18 protein-coding genes and 2 pseudogenes are annotated in these 17,833 nt (G+C 60.2%); 10 read left to right on the top strand and 10 right to left on the bottom strand.

Annotation, left to right across the window (positions count from 1 at the left end; genetic code table 11):
• Positions 1–15: 15 nt before the first annotated feature.
• From WH299_RS20640 to WH299_RS20620, 5 genes and pseudogenes are all read left to right on the top strand, one after another.
• Positions 16–745: pseudogene (locus WH299_RS20640) on the top strand (RHS repeat domain-containing protein); the annotation flags it as partial.
• Between the two features lie 83 nt (positions 746–828).
• Positions 829–1,233 (top strand): imm11 family protein, encoded by a 405-nt coding sequence (locus WH299_RS20635; protein ID WP_339551154.1) that lies wholly within the window; start codon positions 829–831, stop codon positions 1,231–1,233.
• Positions 1,234–1,314: 81 nt separating this feature from the next.
• Positions 1,315–1,452: pseudogene (locus WH299_RS20630) on the top strand (RHS repeat-associated core domain-containing protein); the annotation flags it as partial.
• Positions 1,453–1,475: 23 nt separating this feature from the next.
• Complete coding sequence (locus WH299_RS20625; RefSeq protein WP_214497151.1) at positions 1,476–1,823, top strand: AHH domain-containing protein; 348 nt, start codon at positions 1,476–1,478, stop codon at positions 1,821–1,823.
• Positions 1,820–2,446, top strand: coding sequence for a hypothetical protein (locus tag WH299_RS20620; protein ID WP_100491872.1), 627 nt, complete (start codon positions 1,820–1,822; stop codon positions 2,444–2,446). The genes WH299_RS20625 and WH299_RS20620 overlap by 4 nt, the downstream gene beginning before the upstream one ends.
• Positions 2,447–2,558: 112 nt before the next feature.
• Here WH299_RS20620 and WH299_RS20615 read toward each other — a convergent pair whose 3' ends face one another.
• The 3 genes from WH299_RS20615 to WH299_RS20605 all read right to left on the bottom strand — a co-directional run bounded on the left by WH299_RS20615 (position 2,559) and on the right by WH299_RS20605 (position 4,379).
• A complete protein-coding gene (locus WH299_RS20615; RefSeq protein ID WP_003176958.1) occupies positions 2,559–2,834 on the bottom strand; it encodes an HU family DNA-binding protein in 276 nt (91 codons plus the stop codon).
• Between the two features lie 191 nt (positions 2,835–3,025).
• Entirely contained in the window at positions 3,026–4,174 is a 1,149-nt protein-coding gene (locus WH299_RS20610) for an NAD(P)/FAD-dependent oxidoreductase (protein WP_122729919.1), read from the bottom strand.
• A gap of 37 nt (positions 4,175–4,211) precedes the next feature.
• The gene (locus WH299_RS20605; protein ID WP_032856748.1) at positions 4,212–4,379 is read right to left on the bottom strand and encodes a rubredoxin; all 168 of its coding nucleotides are present in this window, start codon (positions 4,377–4,379) and stop codon (positions 4,212–4,214) included.
• A 195-nt stretch (positions 4,380–4,574) separates the two neighbouring features.
• Between WH299_RS20605 and WH299_RS20600 the strand changes: the two genes are divergently transcribed.
• Both WH299_RS20600 and ubiA read left to right on the top strand, forming a co-directional pair.
• Positions 4,575–5,138, top strand: coding sequence for a chorismate--pyruvate lyase family protein (locus WH299_RS20600; protein ID WP_028618504.1), 564 nt, complete (start codon positions 4,575–4,577; stop codon positions 5,136–5,138).
• The gene (ubiA, locus tag WH299_RS20595; protein ID WP_233892994.1) at positions 5,138–6,028 is read left to right on the top strand and encodes a 4-hydroxybenzoate octaprenyltransferase; all 891 of its coding nucleotides are present in this window, start codon (positions 5,138–5,140) and stop codon (positions 6,026–6,028) included. The genes WH299_RS20600 and ubiA overlap by 1 nt, the downstream gene beginning before the upstream one ends.
• Positions 6,029–6,156: 128 nt before the next feature.
• Here ubiA and WH299_RS20590 read toward each other — a convergent pair whose 3' ends face one another.
• Positions 6,157–6,534 (bottom strand): COG4315 family predicted lipoprotein, encoded by a 378-nt coding sequence (locus WH299_RS20590; protein ID WP_339551152.1) that lies wholly within the window; start codon positions 6,532–6,534, stop codon positions 6,157–6,159.
• Between the two features lie 155 nt (positions 6,535–6,689).
• On the opposite strand from WH299_RS20590, the gene phoB reads away from it, so the two are divergent.
• The 3 genes from phoB (at position 6,690) to WH299_RS20575 (ending at position 10,212) form a co-directional block, all read left to right on the top strand.
• Positions 6,690–7,379 carry a phosphate regulon transcriptional regulator PhoB gene (gene phoB / locus WH299_RS20585; RefSeq protein ID WP_003176964.1) on the top strand — a complete coding sequence of 230 codons (690 nt, stop codon included), beginning with the start codon at positions 6,690–6,692 and terminating at the stop codon, positions 7,377–7,379.
• Between the two features lie 81 nt (positions 7,380–7,460).
• A complete protein-coding gene (phoR, locus tag WH299_RS20580) occupies positions 7,461–8,747 on the top strand; it encodes a phosphate regulon sensor histidine kinase PhoR (protein ID WP_240037379.1) in 1,287 nt (428 codons plus the stop codon).
• A 124-nt stretch (positions 8,748–8,871) separates the two neighbouring features.
• Positions 8,872–10,212, top strand: coding sequence for a hemolysin family protein (locus WH299_RS20575; RefSeq protein ID WP_010207573.1), 1,341 nt, complete (start codon positions 8,872–8,874; stop codon positions 10,210–10,212).
• Positions 10,213–10,215: 3 nt separating this feature from the next.
• On the opposite strand, the gene WH299_RS20570 is transcribed toward WH299_RS20575, so the two are convergent.
• The 6 genes from WH299_RS20570 to WH299_RS20545 all read right to left on the bottom strand — a co-directional run bounded on the left by WH299_RS20570 (position 10,216) and on the right by WH299_RS20545 (position 17,712).
• Positions 10,216–10,878: a M23 family metallopeptidase gene (locus WH299_RS20570; RefSeq protein ID WP_339551151.1), complete on the bottom strand. Its 663-nt coding sequence runs from the start codon at positions 10,876–10,878 to the stop codon at positions 10,216–10,218.
• Between the two features lie 192 nt (positions 10,879–11,070).
• Entirely contained in the window at positions 11,071–11,982 is a 912-nt protein-coding gene (locus tag WH299_RS20565) for a response regulator (RefSeq protein WP_122729929.1), read from the bottom strand.
• Positions 11,983–12,149: 167 nt separating this feature from the next.
• The gene (gene phoU, locus WH299_RS20560) at positions 12,150–12,911 is read right to left on the bottom strand and encodes a phosphate signaling complex protein PhoU (protein WP_010207581.1); all 762 of its coding nucleotides are present in this window, start codon (positions 12,909–12,911) and stop codon (positions 12,150–12,152) included.
• A 70-nt stretch (positions 12,912–12,981) separates the two neighbouring features.
• Complete coding sequence (gene pstB / locus WH299_RS20555; RefSeq protein ID WP_010207582.1) at positions 12,982–13,815, bottom strand: phosphate ABC transporter ATP-binding protein PstB; 834 nt, start codon at positions 13,813–13,815, stop codon at positions 12,982–12,984.
• Between the two features lie 177 nt (positions 13,816–13,992).
• Positions 13,993–15,663 carry a phosphate ABC transporter permease PstA gene (gene pstA / locus WH299_RS20550; RefSeq protein ID WP_323622947.1) on the bottom strand — a complete coding sequence of 557 codons (1,671 nt, stop codon included), beginning with the start codon at positions 15,661–15,663 and terminating at the stop codon, positions 13,993–13,995.
• Between the two features lie 15 nt (positions 15,664–15,678).
• Entirely contained in the window at positions 15,679–17,712 is a 2,034-nt protein-coding gene (locus WH299_RS20545; protein WP_339551162.1) for an ABC transporter permease subunit, read from the bottom strand.
• Between the last annotated feature and the right edge of the window lie 121 nt (positions 17,713–17,833).

Below are 17,833 nucleotides of genomic sequence, written 5' to 3'. Positions count from 1 at the left end.
GCCCAGACTATATGACCCGACGGCCGCTGGCTCAATCGCCTGTACTGCGGCGGCGGCCACCTGCACCAGATCAACCTCGACGGCCGCGTCATCAGCGACTTTAAGCGCGACCGTCTACACCGCGAAGTTCTGCGTACCCAAGGCCAGATCAGCACGCGGCAGCGGCCGCCTGCGCTCACGGATACGGCGCCCCAATGGCCAGCCTACTCAACTGCCGGCCGCCCAGCAAAAACACTTCGACTATGACCCGGCCGTTAACCTGATCGGCCGCCTGGGGCGTGATCGGGAAAAACACCGCGACCAACGCCAACTGCTGCACTACGACGCCACCGGCCGCATCATCGCCTGCCAGGACAGCCTGCACGGCCAGCGTGAAACCTTCGCCTACGACGCCGCCGCCAACCTGCTAGATGGCCCGCAGGCGGGTGCCGGGTTGGTGGTGCATAACAAGTTGCTGACCTATCAGGACAAACGTTATCGCTATGACGCGTTTGGGCGGATGATCGAAAAACGCAGCGCGAAACGGGGCGTGCAGCGGTTTACCTACGATGCTGAAAGCCGTTTGGTTGAAGTGCGTAACGATGACGGCAGCGTCGTGCGAATGACCTACGACCCGCTGGGCCGACGCATCGAAAAAACCGAGCATGGCAGTGACGGATATACGCTGGGAGAAACGCAGTTTGTGTGGGATGGACTGCGGTTATTGCAGGAGCATAAATACAGCCAGACCAGCCTCTATGTTTATTGTTTATTAGTGGAGAAGAGTAATCATCAATTGCTACCACCCCAACCTTTAGAAATAAAAATAAGATCAGCGCATCTCGCTTAATGTCCTTCGATCTTCTTCAAAGTGACACGCTTGAATTTGTAAGCGAGGCAATGGCCAACGTACTGCGCAAATTCCCGAAAGACGCTCAGCTTTTTCCTGCCAACGTTTATCTAAAAGAAGAAAAGCTGGAAGGTTACTATGTATTCAATGTGATCCAGGTACTTCCTTGTATTGATTTGAATAACTCTCTATATGGTCCCATGTTCAGTTTTATGCCGGATGGTCCTCTGAAATTCACCACGCTTCAAAGTCTGCCACCTGCTACCTTAGGCAATCACCATATCGTGAGAGCTAAGGAAAGTTCACAACGCATCTTTGTTTCCCAGCAGTTCAAGCAGCAATGCGAAGCATCCCAGCTTAAAGGTCTTCGATTCGTAGACTGCTCCAAAGGTATCCAAGTCTGAACAATAAAGGGGACAACAATAAATGGGACGGATCTATTTAATCCGGATAGGGACTATAAATAAATCTGCCCCCTTTATCTTTATGACCCCGATATCGGCAGATTCACTACAGAAGACCCGGTTGGATTGCTGGGCGGTATTAACCTCTATCAGTACGCCACCAACCCTCTGGGCTGGAGTGACCCACTGGGCTGGTGCTCGACGAAGCTAGGCAAGAACATGGGGCTCGCAAAGGTGACGGTATGGCCAACCATCACCTGATACCCGAGGAGCTGATCAAACACAAAGAGTTCGGCAAAATGTTCTCCAGGCTGAAAAAGATAGGTTGGGACCCGGATGGCGCCTCCAACGGTGCTTTCCTGCCAGGATCAAAGGACCTTGCCGCTAAAACGCAGCTTCCTGGACATTGGTCGAACCATAACAAGTACACCGATGCTGTCAGGGACAGGCTCAGGAGCTTGAACAAACAACAAGCCGGGTTATCTGATATGGACCTCGCACTGGAAGTCTCGAACATCCAAAAATGGGCGAGCGGCGGGCTGCAGAATGGCCTCTTCAAAACTGATGCAGTTACAGGACGACTTTTATGACCGGCGCCAGCGCTGATTTCTTCATCGTGAACTATCACACCAACGGGACGGATGCGCCCAGCTTCTTTGAGTCGGACTGGACTCCTGGCGTCCCGGAGTTTCATTACCCTTCAGAAACACCGGATGAGAGTCAGTTTGCTAGCGCTTATAAAGTCAAGGCCAAGATCAAGGAGTTGAAAGCGGACCTCATGATTGAGGAGTTGCTGGCGACAGATGCCGTCTTGAACATCTGCGCAACGCTCGAAATTCCTCATATCACGCGTCAGGTCGAGATAGAGTTAAAAGGAAAAAAAACACCTGAAAAACGCTACAACCTTTTCGTTCCGACCGCCCGACTCAGCCTGCTTGATCTTGAGCATTCGGTATTCACCATCGACCGCGACAAATACACCGGCAAACTCAAGACACCAGAAGAAAGTGATGTACCCGCTATCGTTTTTGAGTCCATCGAATCATTCAAGATAAAACCGGGTATTCATCAACACCTGTTTCTATGCACGGATATTAACGAAACGGTCTGTTCGGCTGAATTCAAGGCGATGTTCGAATCCAAGGCGCTCTTTGGGCTAGCGTTCACACCGTTGGATGCCACTTATAAATTTGATCCTTGGGGGGAGTTGTAACCGGGAGGTTACTACTGGCCAGACATTCTCCAGCCTACAAAAAATGGGCACCCGACCCAGTCGGCGTGCCCATCTCTCCTACCACCCCGCCCCCTTCGAGACGGTAACGCTCTTACGCGTTAACAGTGTCTTTCAGCGATTTGCCTGGCTTGAACGCAACCGTGTTGCTGGCCTTGATTTTCACCGGCTCACCGGTTTGAGGGTTTTTGCCAGTGCGGGCGCCGCGGTGGCGTTGCAGGAAGGTGCCGAAGCCAACCAGGGTGACGCTGTCCTTGCGGTGCAGGGCGCCGGTGATTTCTTCGAGAACGGCGTTGAGGACGCGGTTGGCCTGTTCTTTGGTGAGATCCGCTTTTTCAGCGATGGCGGCTGCGAGTTCTGGTTTACGCATAAGTGAAGCCTCTTTGACGGTTTTTTGTTGTTATGTCCGTGCTGCTCTCTTCTGGAGCAGCGCCCAAAGCGCCGCAGGCTCTACTCTGCGGCAGACGGGAGTGAGGATGGCATGCCATCGGACGCCGCGCCAGTCTCGCGGCGACCTTTCTAGGGTGAAAAACGCGGTTATTCCGACAGAACGACCGGTATTTACGCCAGTAACGGCGGAAGTTCTTTATTGAGGGCGAGTTTTTCCATCACGGCGCTGCCGGTCAGGGCATAGCCCAGCAGGCGGCCGCTGGCATCGCGGCACAGGGCCTTGATATCGGCGCCTTCGCCTTCAACACTCCAAACGCCTTCGGTGCCCCGTGGCGGTGGCGAGACCACCAGCGGGCAGACCGGCGTCTTGACGGTCACCGGCATCGGGCCGTAGCTGACTGCCGTGGCGTTGCCGGCCAGGGTCTGGGCCAGGGCACGGGCGCAGCTCATCAGCGGCATCACGTACAGCAGGTTCAGGCCGTCGACCTCGGCGCAGTCGCCCAGGGCGTAGATATTGGCGTGGGAGGTCTTGAGGTGGCGGTCCACCATGATTCCGCGATTGGTCTGCAGGCCGGCGGCGGCTGCCAGATCCACTCGCGGGCGCAGGCCGATGGCTGAGACCACCAGGTCGCAGGCGATCACTTCACCGTCCGACAAATGGGCTTCCAGGCCATCAGCAGTGCGCTGCAGCCGATTGAGCACCGGGCCCAGGTGGAAGCGCGCGCCGAGGCTTTGCAGTCCGGCCTGTACCGCTGCTGCGGCGGCCGGGTGCAGCAAGGTCGGCATGACTTGCTCGCAAGGTGCCACCAGGTCGATTTCATAACCGCCCAGAATCAGGTCGTTGGCGAATTCACAGCCGATCAAGCCCGCGCCGAGCAACAGCACACGGCGCTTACCGGCAGCGGCGGTACGGAAGCGTGCGTAATCTTCGAGGTCATTGATCGGGAAAATCAGCTCAGCCGCATCACCTTCCACCGGTACACGTACGGTTTCGGCGCCCCAGGCCAGGATCAGGTCGCGGTAAGCCACCGCTTCCTCACCAATCCACAAGCGCTTGTGGCCAGGGTCAATGCCGCTGACACGGGTGTGGGTGCGCACTTCGGCCTTGAGTTGCTCGGCCATGGCGCCAGGTTCAGCCATGCTCAGGCCATCGGCTTCCTTGTTCTTGCCAAAACCAGTGGAGAGCATGGGCTTGGAGTAGGAGCGCCCGTCATCTGCGGTGATCAGCAGCAAGGGGGTCTCGCTGTCGAGCTTGCGAAACTCCCGGGCCACGTTGTAACCGGCCAATCCTGTGCCGATGATCACGACAGGTGCGTTCATTCCCTTCTCCTTGTAGTACTTATCTGAAAACCAAAAATCAGCCGATTTCGATCATTTCGAAATCCATTTTGCCCACGCCGCAGTCCGGGCACAGCCAGTCTTCCGGGACGTCCTGCCACAGGGTGCCCGGTGCGATTCCGTCATCCGGCCAGCCATCCGCTTCGTTGTAGATAAGGCCGCAGACTACACATTGCCACTTCTTCATTACTTACTTCCTCAGGGTCCAGGCATCTTGGCCGACGGTCGATAGACTCGCATTGCCGTGCGGCTCAGGGCGTTTTGTACTGATCGGGGCCGGCAGATGCAAGCACGATCGACGCAAACAGCCGGTTCAGACCGGCAAAAACCCGGGACGCCATGGTAAGCTCGCCGCCTCTTTTGCTGCCAATACTGACTCACCGTGCCGCACTCAATCGACCCTCCCGATGCTTGCCAATGGCTGACCCAGAGCCTTCTGAGCCCCCTGCCCACGCCTTTGATCCTCAATTGGCTGTTTGATGAAGGGTCAATGACGCAGCGGCTGACGCGCCTGTCCAACAATGGCTTCAGCATCACGCCGCTATTTGAGGGTTGGCAGCCGCTACGCGACGACGAGTGCGCAGCCCTCGACCTGCCCCCAGCCAGCGTCGGCTGGGTACGCGAAACGTATTTGCACGGCAACGGCCAGCCCTGGCTGTTCGCGCGTTGCGTGGCCGCCCGCAGCACCTTGCAAGGTGACGGCTTGCACATGGACGCACTGGGCAGCCGCCCACTCGGTGAATTGCTGTTCAGCGAACACGCATTCAGCCGCCAAGCCATAGAGGTGTGCCGCTACCCACGCCAATGGCTACCCAAGGACAGCCAGATCGAGGGTCTATGGGCGCGTCGGTCGCGCTTTGACCGTGGCGCGTTGAGCGTATTGGTGGCCGAGATCTTCCTGCCAAGCGTGTGGCAAGCGGTGCATGCCCATCCGGAGAACTGCTGATGTACCAACGTCTGCTCAAGTCCCTGAACCACCTGAACCCCAGGGCCTGGGATTTCATTCAGCTGACCCGCATGGACAAGCCCATCGGCATCTACCTGCTGCTGTGGCCGACGCTGTGGGCGCTGTGGATCGCCGGCAAAGGCTCGCCCTCTTTGATCAATATCGTGATTTTCGTTTTGGGCGTGGTGCTGACCCGCGCCGGTGGCTGCGTGATCAACGACTGGGCGGACCGCAAGGTCGACGGCCATGTAAAGCGCACCGAGCAGCGCCCGCTGGTGAGCGGCAAGATCAGTTCGAAAGAGGCGCTGGTGTTTTTCGCGGTGCTGATGGGCATCAGTTTCCTGCTGGTGCTGCTGACCAACGCCACCACCATCCTGCTGTCCTTGGGTGGCCTGGCCCTGGCGGCGAGCTATCCGTTCATGAAGCGCTACACCTATTACCCGCAGGTGGTGCTGGGGGCGGCGTTCTCGTGGGGCATGCCGATGGCGTTTACCGCCGAGACCGGCAGCCTGCCTGCCGCCGCGTGGCTGTTGTATATCGCCAACCTGCTGTGGACGGTGGGCTACGACACGTATTACGCGATGACCGACCGCGATGACGACTTGAAGATCGGCGTGAAATCCACGGCCATCCTGTTCGGTGAAGCTGATCGCGTGATCATTCTTACCCTGCAAGGGCTGTCGCTGGCGTGCCTGTTGCTGGCCGGAGCCCGGTTTGAGCTGGGCGGCTGGTTTCACCTGGGGCTGCTGGCAGCGGCCGGCTGTTTTGCCTGGGAATTCTGGTACACCCGGGACAAGGATCGGATGAAGTGCTTCAAGGCGTTCTTGCACAACCACTGGGCGGGGTTGGCGATATTTGTCGGGATTGTGCTGGATTATGCGTTGCGCTGAGGTTTTTGTGGCGGCCGGGCTTACGCCTTCGCGGGCAAGTCGAATCGTCGCACCGCCGCTCCCACATTTGGAATGCGTTCCCCTGTGGGAGCGGGCTTGCCCGCGATGTTTTCAACGGCACCGTGTGATCAGGGTTTGATGACGTGCCACGCCCCACCCTTGCCATCACCGGTCTTGTCGCCCGCCTTGTGGTCATCCTTGTAGGTGTAGACCGGCTTACCCTCATAGGCCCACTGGCTGGTCTGGTCGTCGCGGGTGATGACGGTCCATTTGCCCATCGACGTGTCGGTGGACTCCGCCTTCAGCGGCGGCCAATTGGTCGCGCATTGGTCCTTGCACACTGACTTGCCGTCGGCATCCTTGTCGAAGGTGTAGAGGGTCATGCCCTTGTGGTCGACCAGCATCCCGTTTTTCGTCATCGCGGGTTCCGCCGCGAATGTCAGGGTCGGCAGCGTCAACGCCGCCGTTACCAGCAGGGCTTTCCAGGAAATCGTGCTGTAAGTCATCGGAACCTTCCTTTTGTGGTTGTCAGGATTCGGACCCAAAGCGTAGTCCAGAGAGGCGGGAATTGCCCGAGCGACTAAATTACTGTCACACGACTGCAATAATTCCGTTATCTAATGCGGCGCAAGACAGTTAAATGACAAGAGGATTTTTGAGCATGGTTGGCAGGAGCATTCTGATTGTTGACGACGAAGCGCCCATCCGCGAGATGATCGCCGTTGCGTTGGAAATGGCCGGCTACGACTGCCTGGAGGCGGAGAACTCCCAGCAGGCCCATGCCATTATCGTCGACCGCAAGCCGGACTTGATCCTGCTGGACTGGATGTTGCCCGGCACCTCCGGCATCGAACTGGCCCGCCGCCTCAAGCGTGACGAGCTGACCGGGGACATCCCGATCATTATGCTCACCGCCAAGGGCGAAGAGGACAACAAGATCCAGGGCCTGGAAGTCGGCGCCGATGACTACATCACCAAGCCGTTTTCCCCACGCGAGTTGGTCGCACGTCTGAAAGCCGTATTGCGCCGCGCCGGCCCAACCGATGGCGAGGCGCCTATCGAAGTCGGCGGCCTGCTGCTGGACCCGATCAGCCACCGCGTGACCATCGACGGCAAGCCGGCCGAGATGGGCCCGACCGAATACCGCCTGCTGCAATTCTTCATGACCCACCAGGAGCGCGCCTACACCCGTGGCCAATTGCTGGACCAGGTGTGGGGCGGCAACGTGTATGTGGAAGAGCGCACCGTGGACGTGCACATCCGTCGCCTGCGCAAAGCCTTGGGCGATGCCTACGAGAATCTGGTACAAACCGTGCGCGGCACGGGCTACCGCTTTTCAACCAAAGGCTGAGCCGGTCCCTTCTTTCCTTAACAGCTGACAAGGACGCATGTTTAAGTGAACCAAAACTGGCATGGCACCCTGATCCGCCACATGCTTTTGCTGATCACCGGCTGCCTGTTGGTGGGTCTGGTCAGCGGTTACTACGGCTGGAGCCTGGCAGCCGGCATCGCCTTGTACCTGGGTTGGACCCTCAAGCAACTGCTGCGCCTGCATGAATGGCTGCGCCAGCACAAACCCGATGAAGCACCGCCCGATGGCTACGGCCTGTGGGGCGAAGTGTTCGACAGCATCTATCACTTGCAGCGCCGAGACCAACGGGTGCGCGGACGCCTGCAAGCGGTGATCGACCGGGTGCAGGAGTCCACCGCCGCACTCAAAGACGCGGTGATCATGCTCGACAGCGACGGAAACCTGGAATGGTGGAACCGCGCCGCCGAGACCCTGCTGGGCCTCAAGACGCCTCAGGACAGCGGCCAGCCGGTGACCAACCTGGTGCGCCACCCGCGCTTCAAGGAGTACTTCGAACAGGAGAACTACGAAGAAGCCCTGGAAATCCCCTCGCCCACCAATGACCGCGTGCGCATCCAGCTGTACCTGACGCGCTATGGCAACAACGAGCACCTGATGCTGGTGCGCGACGTCACCCGCATCCACCAGCTGGAACAGATGCGCAAAGACTTCGTCGCCAACGTCTCACACGAGTTGCGCACACCGCTGACGGTGATCTGCGGCTATCTGGAGACGCTGCTGGACAACGTCGACGAGATCAATCCGCGCTGGAGCCGTGCCCTGCAACAGATGCAGCAGCAAGGTTCACGCATGCAGACACTGCTCAACGACCTGCTGTTGCTGGCCAAGTTGGAGGCGACCGATTACCCGTCGGATAACCATCCTGTCACCGTGCAAAGCCTGCTGCAGACCATCAAGAACGACGCCCAGGCCCTGTCCGGCCAACGCGGGCAGCAGATCACGCTGGAAGCCGACCCTGCCGTGCTGCTCAAAGGCAGCGAAGGCGAGTTGCGCAGCGCGTTTTCCAACCTGGTGTTCAACGCCGTGAAGTACACCCAGGACAAAGGCAACATCCGCATCCGCTGGTGGGCCGACGAACAGGGCGCGCACCTGAGCGTGCAGGACTCCGGCATCGGCATCGACGCCAAGCACTTGCCGCGCCTGACCGAGCGCTTCTACCGCGTCGACTCCAGCCGTAACTCCAACACTGGCGGCACCGGGCTTGGCCTGGCGATCGTCAAGCACGTGCTGCTGCGTCACCGCGCACGCCTGGAGATCAGCAGCGTGTTGGGCCATGGCAGTACGTTCACCTGCCATTTCCCGCCGGCACAGATGACACGATCGAAGGCAATTGATCAGGACACCTGACGGCCCGCCCGGCAGTGGGCACTAGGCAAGCGCCCCGTCAGCCGCTACATTGGCCGACTTGCGCCTGCCTTCCAGGCCCACCTGCCACCCCTTATTGAACACACGGAACCTGCAAAACCCCATCATGGACCCTTCCCCTGGTATCACCCTCGCTACACTCTTCGCCGACTTCGGCATGATTCTTTTTGCACTGATCCTGGTACTGCTCAACGGCTTCTTCGTTGCGGCGGAATTTGCCATGGTCAAACTGCGCGCCACCCGGGTCGAGGCCATCGCCCACAAGAACGGCTGGCGCGGGCAAATCCTGCGCACCGTGCACAGCCAGCTCGACGCGTACCTGTCGGCCTGCCAGCTGGGCATCACCCTCGCCTCCCTGGGCTTGGGCTGGGTCGGTGAGCCGGCCTTCGCGCACATCCTTGAGCCGCTGCTGGGCGCCGTAGGCGTCGAGTCGCCGGAAGTGATCAAGGGCGTGTCGTTCTTCGCCGCGTTCTTCGTGATTTCCTACCTGCACATTGTGGTCGGTGAGCTGGCGCCCAAGTCCTGGGCGATTCGCAAACCCGAGCTGCTGTCGCTGTGGACGGCGGTGCCGCTGTACCTGTTCTACTGGGCCATGTACCCGGCGATCTACCTGCTCAACGCCAGCGCCAACGCCATCCTGCGCATCGCCGGCCAAGGCGAACCCGGCCCGCACCACGAACACCATTACAGCCGTGAAGAACTCAAGCTGATCCTGCACTCCAGCCGTGGCCAGGACCCGAGCGACCAAGGCATGCGCGTGCTGGCCTCCGCCGTGGAAATGGGCGAGCTGGAAGTGGTGGACTGGGCCAACTCCCGAGAAGACCTGGTCACCCTGGACTTCAACGCCCCGCTCAAGGAAATCCTCGCGCTGTTCCGTCGCCACAAATTCAGCCGCTACCCGGTGTATGACGCTGTGCGCAACGAATTCGTGGGCCTGCTGCACATCAAGGACCTGCTGCTGGAACTGGCGGCCCTGGACCACATCCCTGAGTCGTTCAACCTGGCCGAGCTGACCCGCCCGCTGGAGCGTGTGTCGCGACACATGCCGCTGTCGCAACTGCTGGAACAGTTCCGCAAAGGCGGCGCGCACTTTGCTCTGGTGGAAGAAGCCGACGGCAAGATCATCGGCTACCTCACCATGGAAGACGTGCTGGAAGTGCTGGTGGGCGATATCCAGGACGAACACCGCAAGGCCGAGCGCGGCATCCTGGCCTACCAGCCGGGCAAGCTGCTGGTGCGTGGCGACACGCCGCTGTTCAAGGTCGAGCGCCTGCTGGGCGTGGACTTGGACCACATTGAAGCCGAAACGCTGGCCGGTCTGATCTACGACACCCTCAAGCGCGTGCCGGAAGAGGAAGAAGTACTGGAGGTCGAAGGCTTGCGCATCATCATCAAGAAGATGAAAGGGCCGAAGATCGTGTTGGCCAAGGTGCTGCTGCTGGATTGACCCTCAATTGCCCAACGCAAAGTTGGGCAATGCACCCACGGGCTGGTTGAACTCATACGGGATCGACACCAGCCCCGCCTCGGTGGCGCGCTGCACCACGAAATGCAGATGCGGCCCGCTGCTGTTGCCGGTATTGCCCGACAACGCCAGCGGGCTTCCTACCGCCACACGCTGCCCAACCCTGACACTGACCGAGCCTTGCTTGAGGTGCAGGTACACGCCCTCGGTACCGTCATCGTGGCGCACCCTCACGAAATTCCCCGACGCATCACTGCCGCGCCCGGTCTGCGCGTTTTCGGTCTTCACCACCACACCGCTACGCGCCGCAATGATCGGCGTGCCTTCGGGCATGGCGATATCCATGGCGTAGCGGCTCTTACTATCGGTATGGCTGAAAGTGCCGTTGGGGCCTTGAGTCAGGCGGAATGGGCCGCCGCGCCAGGGCAAGGGATAGCGGTAGGCCTGAGGCGGGTAGCGGGCTGGAGGCCTGTCGAGTATCGGTCGTTCAAGCTTGTGCTCCCGGATCACGAACGCCTGGGCGCCCGGCGTATACCGGTCGCTGATAAACACCACGCCATCGGCATCGACGGATTTGTAGAGGGTCATGGCCTGGGTCGACACGGCGACCGTGGCCAGCCCACAGCACAGCAAAAAGCGCATGAGCATGGCGCGAACCTGCCGGGATGACTGAACGGCAGGCTAGCAAGGGATCGTTACAGTCTTTAGTGAGCGGGCTTGTCCCGCGCTGGGTGGCGAAGCCGCCCTAATGGGAGCCACCGCATTTTCTCAGATGATACGCGCCGTCTGGTTTTGGGGCGGCTTCGCCACCCAGCGCGGGGCAAGCCCGCTCACTACAAATCAAGCACCCGGCACAAAATGCTTCTGCGCCGTACCCCGTGCGATTAGACGGGAGATGTAATCGAGCTTCTGCGCGTCCTGGTCGATGAACCGGAAGGTCAGTTGCAGCCAATCGCTGTCAGGCTTGGGTTCGAAGGCGACGATAGCGTGCAGGTAGCCATTGAGACGGGCCACTTCGGCGTTGTCGCCTTGCTCCAGGTCGAGCACGGCGCTTTCCAGTACCTGGGGCAGGACTTCGCTGCGACGTACTACCAGCAGCGCTTCCTTGATGCTCAGCGCCTTGATCACGCATTGCTGGGTGCCACTGGACAGGCGCAACTGGCCTTGGCCACGGCCACCGGCAGGGGATGCAGCCGCAGGCGCCTGAACTGGTGGGCTGTTGAGCAGGCCTCGGCTCGGTGCAGGGGCAGCCGCCGCCACAGGTGCCGACTTGAGCGCTTCGGGCTTGCCGCCAGTCAGGGCGCTGAGTGAATCGTTGCCAAAGGCCGAGTTCATTTTGGTCGGCGCGCTGGCGACCAGGGCGTCGAGACGGCCGATCTTGTGCAGGGCCTGCTTGACCTTGTTCAGTAACTGCTCGTTGGTGAACGGCTTGCTGACGTAGCCGGAAACCCCGGCCTGAATGGCCTGGACCACGTTTTCCTTGTCGCCACGGCTGGTCACCATCACGAACGGCATGGCTTTGAGGTGAGGTTGCTCGCGGCACCAGGTGAGCAGTTCAAGGCCGGACATCTCCGGCATTTCCCAGTCGCACAGCACCAGGTCGAAGGTCTCGCGCATCAGGATGGCCTGGGCCTTTTTGCCGTTCACCGCGTCTTCAAGCTTGATCCCGGGGAAGTAGTTGCGCAGGCACTTCTTCACCAGGTCGCGGATAAACGAGGCGTCATCCACCACCAATACACTGACTTTACTCATCGACCCTTCATCCTATAAAAACTTCGGCACGCAAGACGCCTGACTGATGGCATTTTGCCAAAACCCTGTAGTCACGTTCAGACTTTTTTCATCCGATCCGCAAAAAATTCAGCGGCCACAAACAAAAACGCCCGACCAAAGGCCGGGCGTTTATTTCTCGGGCAATCTTACTTATCGTCAGATTCGCCCGGAACATTAGGGATAAGATCGGCCGAACCTTCAACTTCGGCCTTCATGCGCTTGAGGCCCATGTGCCGTACGTCGGTGCCGCGCACCAGGTAAATCACCAGTTCCGAGATATTACGCGCGTGGTCGCCGATACGCTCCAGCGAACGCAGCACCCAGATAATGCTCAAGACCCGCGAGATAGAGCGTGGGTCTTCCATCATGTAAGTCGCCAGCTCACGCAGCGCGGTCTTGTATTCGCGGTCGATGATCTTGTCGTACTGGGCCACCGACAGTGCCAGCTCAGCATCGAAGCGAGCAAAGGCGTCGAGGGCATCGCGCACCATGTTGCGCACTTGGTCGCCGATGTGGCGCACCTCCACGTAACCGCGTGGCGCTTCGCCTTCTTCGCACAGTTGGATGGCGCGGCGGGCGATCTTGGTGGCTTCGTCGCCGATGCGCTCCAGGTCGATCACTGACTTGGAGATGCTGATGATCAAACGCAGGTCGGACGCCGCCGGCTGACGACGGGCGAGGATGCGCAGGCATTCTTCGTCGATGTTGCGTTCCATCTGGTTGATCTGGTCGTCGATCTCACGCACTTGCTGGGCCAGGCCCGAGTCGGCCTCGATCAGCGCGGTGACGGCGTCGTTGACTTGCTTCTCCACCAGCCCGCCCATCGCCAGGAGGTGGCTGCGCACTTCCTCAAGCTCGGCGTTGAACTGCGCGGAGATGTGGTGGGTAAGGCCTTCTTTGCTAATCATGTTGGCGTCCTTGGAGCGTCCGGTAAGGTGCGGAAAACCGCAGCGTCAGTGCGAGGAAGATCCCGGCATCCTAGCCGTAGCGACCGGTAATGTAGTCTTCGGTCTGCTTCTTCGCCGGATTGGTGAACAGGGTATCGGTATCGCCGAACTCCACCAGTTTGCCCATGTACATGAACGCGGTGTAGTCGGAAACCCGCGCCGCCTGTTGCATGTTGTGGGTCACGATGACGATGGTGAACTTGGACTTGAGCTCGTAGATCAGCTCTTCGACTTTCAGCGTGGAGATCGGGTCGAGTGCCGAGCAAGGTTCGTCGAGCAGCAGTACTTCCGGCTCAACGGCGATGGTGCGGGCAATGACCAGACGCTGCTGCTGACCGCCAGACAGGCCGAGGGCCGATTCGTGCAGACGGTCCTTCACTTCGTCCCACAGCGCCGCGCCTTTCAAGGCCCACTCGACTGCTTCGTCGAGGATGCGTTTCTTGTTGATGCCCTGGATGCGCAGGCCGTAGACCACGTTTTCGTAGATGGTCTTGGGGAACGGGTTGGGCTTCTGGAACACCATGCCCACGCGGCGACGCAGCTCGGCCACGTCTTCGCCCTTGCGGTAGATGTTGGTGCCGTAGAGGTTGATCGCACCGTCTACGCGGCAGCCGTCCACCAGGTCATTCATGCGGTTGAACGTGCGCAGCAGCGTGGACTTGCCGCAGCCCGACGGGCCGATGAAGGCGGTCACGCGCTGCTTGGGGATGTTCATGCTGACGTCAAACAGCGCCTGTTTTTCACCGTAGTACAGGCTCAGGCCCGGCACTTCGATGGCCACGGTTTCCTGGGCCAGGCTCAGGCTCTGCTTGTCGCGACCCAGGGCAGACATGTTGATGCCGTGGGTGTGGGTGTCTTGTTGCATGGGATGCTCCCTGTGCTACCAATTCGTTGTGTTGAACCGCCGGGGCGATCTACTCAAATTTTGTGTCTGACGCTGGCCCCTGTGGGAGCTGGCTTGCCTGCGATGCGGGCGGCGCGGTGTTTCAGTCAAACCGCGGTGATGCCATCGCAGGCAAGCCAGCTCCCACAGGGGGCCGTGTTAGCTGTCCAACGCTTTGTATTTTTCGCGCAGGTGGTTACGAATCCACACCGCCGACAAGTTGAGCGTGGCGATCACCAGCACCAGCAGCAACGCGGTGGCGTACACCAGCGGCCGTGCGGCTTCGACGTTGGGGCTCTGGAAGCCGACGTCATAAATATGGAAGCCCAGGTGCATGATCTTCTGGTCCAGGTGCAGGTACGGGTAGTTGCCATCCAGCGGCAGTGACGGCGCCAGTTTCACCACACCTACCAGCATCAGCGGCGCCACTTCACCGGCGGCGCGGGCCACGGCGAGGATCATGCCGGTCATCATCGCCGGGCTGGCCATCGGCAGCACGATCTTCCACAGCGTTTCCGCCTTGGTCGCGCCCAGTGCCAGGGAGCCTTCACGTACGGTGCGAGGAATCCGCGCCAGGCCTTCTTCGGTGGCCACGATCACCACCGGTACCGCCAGCAGCGCCAGGGTCAGCGAGGCCCACAACAGGCCCGGCGTACCGAAGGTCGGGGCCGGCAGGGCTTCGGCGAAGAACAGGCGGTCAACCGAACCGCCCAATACATACACGAAGAAGCCCAGGCCGAACACGCCGTAGACGATGGCCGGTACACCGGCCAGGTTGTTCACGGCGATACGGATGACGCGGGTCAGGGTGTTCTGCTTGGCGTATTCACGCAGGTACACCGCCGCCAGCACGCCGAACGGAGTGACGATCATCGCCATGATCAGGGTCATCATCACGGTGCCGAAGATAGCCGGGAAGATCCCGCCTTCGGTGTTGGCTTCTCGTGGGTCATCGCTGAGGAATTCCCAGACCTTGCTGAAGTAGAAGCCGATCTTGGTAATCGTACCCATGGCGTTCGGCTGGTAGGCGTGCACCACTTTGCCGATGCCGATTTCGATTTCCTTGCCGTTGCCGTCGCGAGCGGTCAGCGCGTCGCGGTTGAACTGGGCGTGCAGGTCGGCCAGGCGGGCTTCGATGTCTTGGTAACGGGCATTCAGCTCGGCGCGGTCGGCATCCATGTCGGCCTGGGCGGCGGCGTCGAGCTTGCCTTCCAGCTCCAGTTTGCGGCCGTGCAGGCGGATGCGCTCCAAACCGGCGTTGATCGCGCCGATGTCGGATTTTTCCAGGGTTTTGAGTTGAGCGGCCAGCTTGTTGACGCGATCCACACGGGCCTGCAGCTCCGGCCATGCGGCTTCGCCCTCGGCGATGACCTTGCCATCCTGCTTGACGTTGACCAAGGTGCCGTAGAAGTTGCCCCACTCACGACGCTCGATGGTCATCAGGTTCGTCGGCGTGGTCTGGTCCTTGAGCCACTCGCCGACGATCCAGGTGAAGTCGTTGCCGTTCAGGTCACGGTTGCCGACCTTGATCAGCTCGCGGGTCATGAACTCCGGGCCTTGGTCCGGCACCGGCAGGCCAGCGCTTTTCAGGCGCTCGCGGGGGACTTCTTCCTTCTGCACCACTTCGCCGATGACGATATGGTTGGCCTGGCCCGGCACGTTGTAGTTGGCCTGGATCAGGTCGGCCGGCCAGAAGTGGCCCAAGCCACGCACGGCGATCACCGCCAGCAAACCAATGGTCATGATGACCGCGATGGACACCGCGCCACCACTGATCCAGACGCCGGGGGCGCCGCTCTTGAACCATCCATTCAGGGAGTTCTGTTTCACAGACTTCTACCTTTCTTAAAGCGACGAGTATTTCTTGCGCAGACGCTGACGGATCAGCTCCGCGAGGGTGTTCATGATGAAGGTGAACAGCAGCAGCACCAGTGCCGAGAGGAACAGCACGCGGTAGTGACTGCCGCCCACTTCCGACTCGGGCATTTCCACTGCGACGTTGGCCGCCAAGGTGCGCAAGCCTTCGAACAGGTTCATCTCCATCACCGGGGTGTTACCGGTGGCCATCAACACGATCATGGTCTCGCCGACAGCGCGGCCCATACCGATCATCAATGCCGAGAAAATGCCCGGGCTGGCGGTCAGGATCACCACGCGTGTCATGGTCTGCCACGGCGTGGCGCCCAAGGCCAGCGAGCCCAGGGTCAGGCCGCGTGGCACGCTGAACACGGCGTCTTCGGCGATGGAATAGATGTTCGGGATCACTGCGAAGCCCATGGCCAAACCCACTACCAGAGCGTTGCGCTGGTCGTAGGTGATGCCCAGGTCGTGAGAGATCCACATGCGCATATCGCCGCCGAAGAACCAGGTTTCCAGGTACGGGCTCATGTACAGCGAGAGCCAGCCCACGAACAGGATCACCGGGATCAGGATCGCGCTTTCCCAGCCATCGGGAACGCGCAGACGCAGGGATTCAGGCAAGCGGCTGAAGATGAAGCCGGCGACAAGGATGCCAATCGGCAGCAGCATCAACAGACTGAAAATGCCCGGTAGATGCCCTTCCACATACGGCGCCAGGAACAGGCCGGCGAAGAAGCCAAGGATCACCGTCGGCATCGCCTCCATCAGCTCGATCACCGGCTTGACCTTGCGGCGCAGGCTCGGGGCCATGAAGTAGGCGGTGTAGATCGCTGCCGCAACAGCCAGTGGCGCAGCCAGCAGCATGGCGTAGAACGCCGCCTTCAAGGTGCCGAAGGTCAGCGGGGCCAGGCTCATCTTGGGTTCGAAGTCGGTGTTGGCGGCGGTCGATTGCCAGACGTATTTAGGTTCGTCGTAGTTTTCGTACCAAACCTTGCTCCACAGTGCGCTCCACGATACCTCCGGGTGCGGGTTGTCGAGCATCAGCGGTTGCAGCTTGCCGCCGGCTTCCACGATCACGCGGTTGGCCCGTGGCGACATGCCATACACGCCTTGGCCATCGACTACAGGGTCGACCAACAGGGTGCGGTGTGCAGTGCTGTGGAACACGCCGAATTTGCCGGAAGCGTCTAGGGCGGTGAAGCCTTTGCGGCGCTCTTCGGCGGAAATTTCCACGATAGGCGTAGTGCCCATCTGGAAGGTGCGGATCTGCTTGAAGCGCTGCTCGCCATCCGGGTCGCGAGCCATGAACCACTGGGCCAGGCCGCCCTTGGAGTTGCCGACGATCAGCGAGATACCGCCCACCAGCTGCGTGCTGGCGGTGACTTCAGCGTTGCCGTCTTCGAGCAATTTGTAGCGACCGTTGAGGCTCTTGTCGCGCAGGCTGAACACGTCGGCCAGGGCGCGCCCGTTGATCACGTACAACCATTGCTGACGTGGGTCGATGAAGGTCGCTTTCACCGGCTCGGTCATCTGCGGCAGTTCGATGCGCTTCTGCTCGCTGGTGACTTCGCCGGTCATCATGTTTTCTTCGCGGCTCAGGGACAGCACGTTCAAGTGCGAACCGGCGGAACCTGCAACCACCAAGGTTGAATCGGTGGCGTTAAGGGCGACATGCTCCAGCGGGCGACCGGCGTCATCCAGCACGATCGGCGTTTCACCGTAGGGGTATTCGATCGCAGGCGTAATGGTTTTCTTGCCGTCCGGGTAGGACACCTTATAGGTGTGGCGGAACACCATGGACTGGCCATTGGACAGACCCAGGATCACCAACGGGCTACCGGGCTGGTCTTCACCGATAGAAGCAACGCTGGTGCCGGCAGGCAGTGGCAGGTCGACACGCTTGAGTTCGGCGCCGGTTTCCACATTAAAGAACAACGCCTGGCCCTTGTCGGAAACCCGCATGGCGACTTGGTTCTGTTCTTCGAGGGAGATCATCAGCGGCTTGCCCGCGTCCTGGATCCAGGCCGGGGTCAGGGCGTCTTCCTTGGTCAATGAGGCACCTTGGAACAGCGGCGCGACGACATAAGCAAGAAAGAAGAAAATCAGGGTGATAGCGCCGAGGACGGCGAGGCCGCCGACC

This window comes from Pseudomonas sp. MYb541 (assembly GCF_037479595.1).
GTDB lineage: Bacteria > Pseudomonadota > Gammaproteobacteria > Pseudomonadales > Pseudomonadaceae > Aquipseudomonas > Aquipseudomonas canadensis.
Note: the sequence above shows the minus strand (reverse complement) of the source record. Positions and strands in the feature narration are given on the sequence as shown.

What these genes read in the sequence shown, in the direction of transcription:
- phoB (WP_003176964.1), top strand. Translation starts at nt 6,690, where the DNA reads ATGGTTGGCAGGAGCATTCTGATTGTTGACGACGAAGCGCCCATCCGC.
- phoU (WP_010207581.1), bottom strand. Translation starts at nt 12,911, where the DNA reads ATGATTAGCAAAGAAGGCCTTACCCACCACATCTCCGCGCAGTTCAAC.
- WH299_RS20605 (WP_032856748.1), bottom strand. Translation starts at nt 4,379, where the DNA reads ATGAAGAAGTGGCAATGTGTAGTCTGCGGCCTTATCTACAACGAAGCG.
- WH299_RS20625 (WP_214497151.1), top strand. Translation starts at nt 1,476, where the DNA reads ATGGCCAACCATCACCTGATACCCGAGGAGCTGATCAAACACAAAGAG.
- WH299_RS20590 (WP_339551152.1), bottom strand. Translation starts at nt 6,534, where the DNA reads ATGACTTACAGCACGATTTCCTGGAAAGCCCTGCTGGTAACGGCGGCG.
- WH299_RS20615 (WP_003176958.1), bottom strand. Translation starts at nt 2,834, where the DNA reads ATGCGTAAACCAGAACTCGCAGCCGCCATCGCTGAAAAAGCGGATCTC.
- pstB (WP_010207582.1), bottom strand. Translation starts at nt 13,815, where the DNA reads ATGCAACAAGACACCCACACCCACGGCATCAACATGTCTGCCCTGGGT.
- WH299_RS20610 (WP_122729919.1), bottom strand. Translation starts at nt 4,174, where the DNA reads ATGAACGCACCTGTCGTGATCATCGGCACAGGATTGGCCGGTTACAAC.
- WH299_RS20565 (WP_122729929.1), bottom strand. Translation starts at nt 11,982, where the DNA reads ATGAGTAAAGTCAGTGTATTGGTGGTGGATGACGCCTCGTTTATCCGC.
- WH299_RS20570 (WP_339551151.1), bottom strand. Translation starts at nt 10,878, where the DNA reads ATGCTCATGCGCTTTTTGCTGTGCTGTGGGCTGGCCACGGTCGCCGTG.
- WH299_RS20620 (WP_100491872.1), top strand. Translation starts at nt 1,820, where the DNA reads ATGACCGGCGCCAGCGCTGATTTCTTCATCGTGAACTATCACACCAAC.
- WH299_RS20575 (WP_010207573.1), top strand. Translation starts at nt 8,872, where the DNA reads ATGGACCCTTCCCCTGGTATCACCCTCGCTACACTCTTCGCCGACTTC.
- phoR (WP_240037379.1), top strand. Translation starts at nt 7,461, where the DNA reads ATGCTTTTGCTGATCACCGGCTGCCTGTTGGTGGGTCTGGTCAGCGGT.
- WH299_RS20635 (WP_339551154.1), top strand. Translation starts at nt 829, where the DNA reads ATGTCCTTCGATCTTCTTCAAAGTGACACGCTTGAATTTGTAAGCGAG.
- ubiA (WP_233892994.1), top strand. Translation starts at nt 5,138, where the DNA reads ATGTACCAACGTCTGCTCAAGTCCCTGAACCACCTGAACCCCAGGGCC.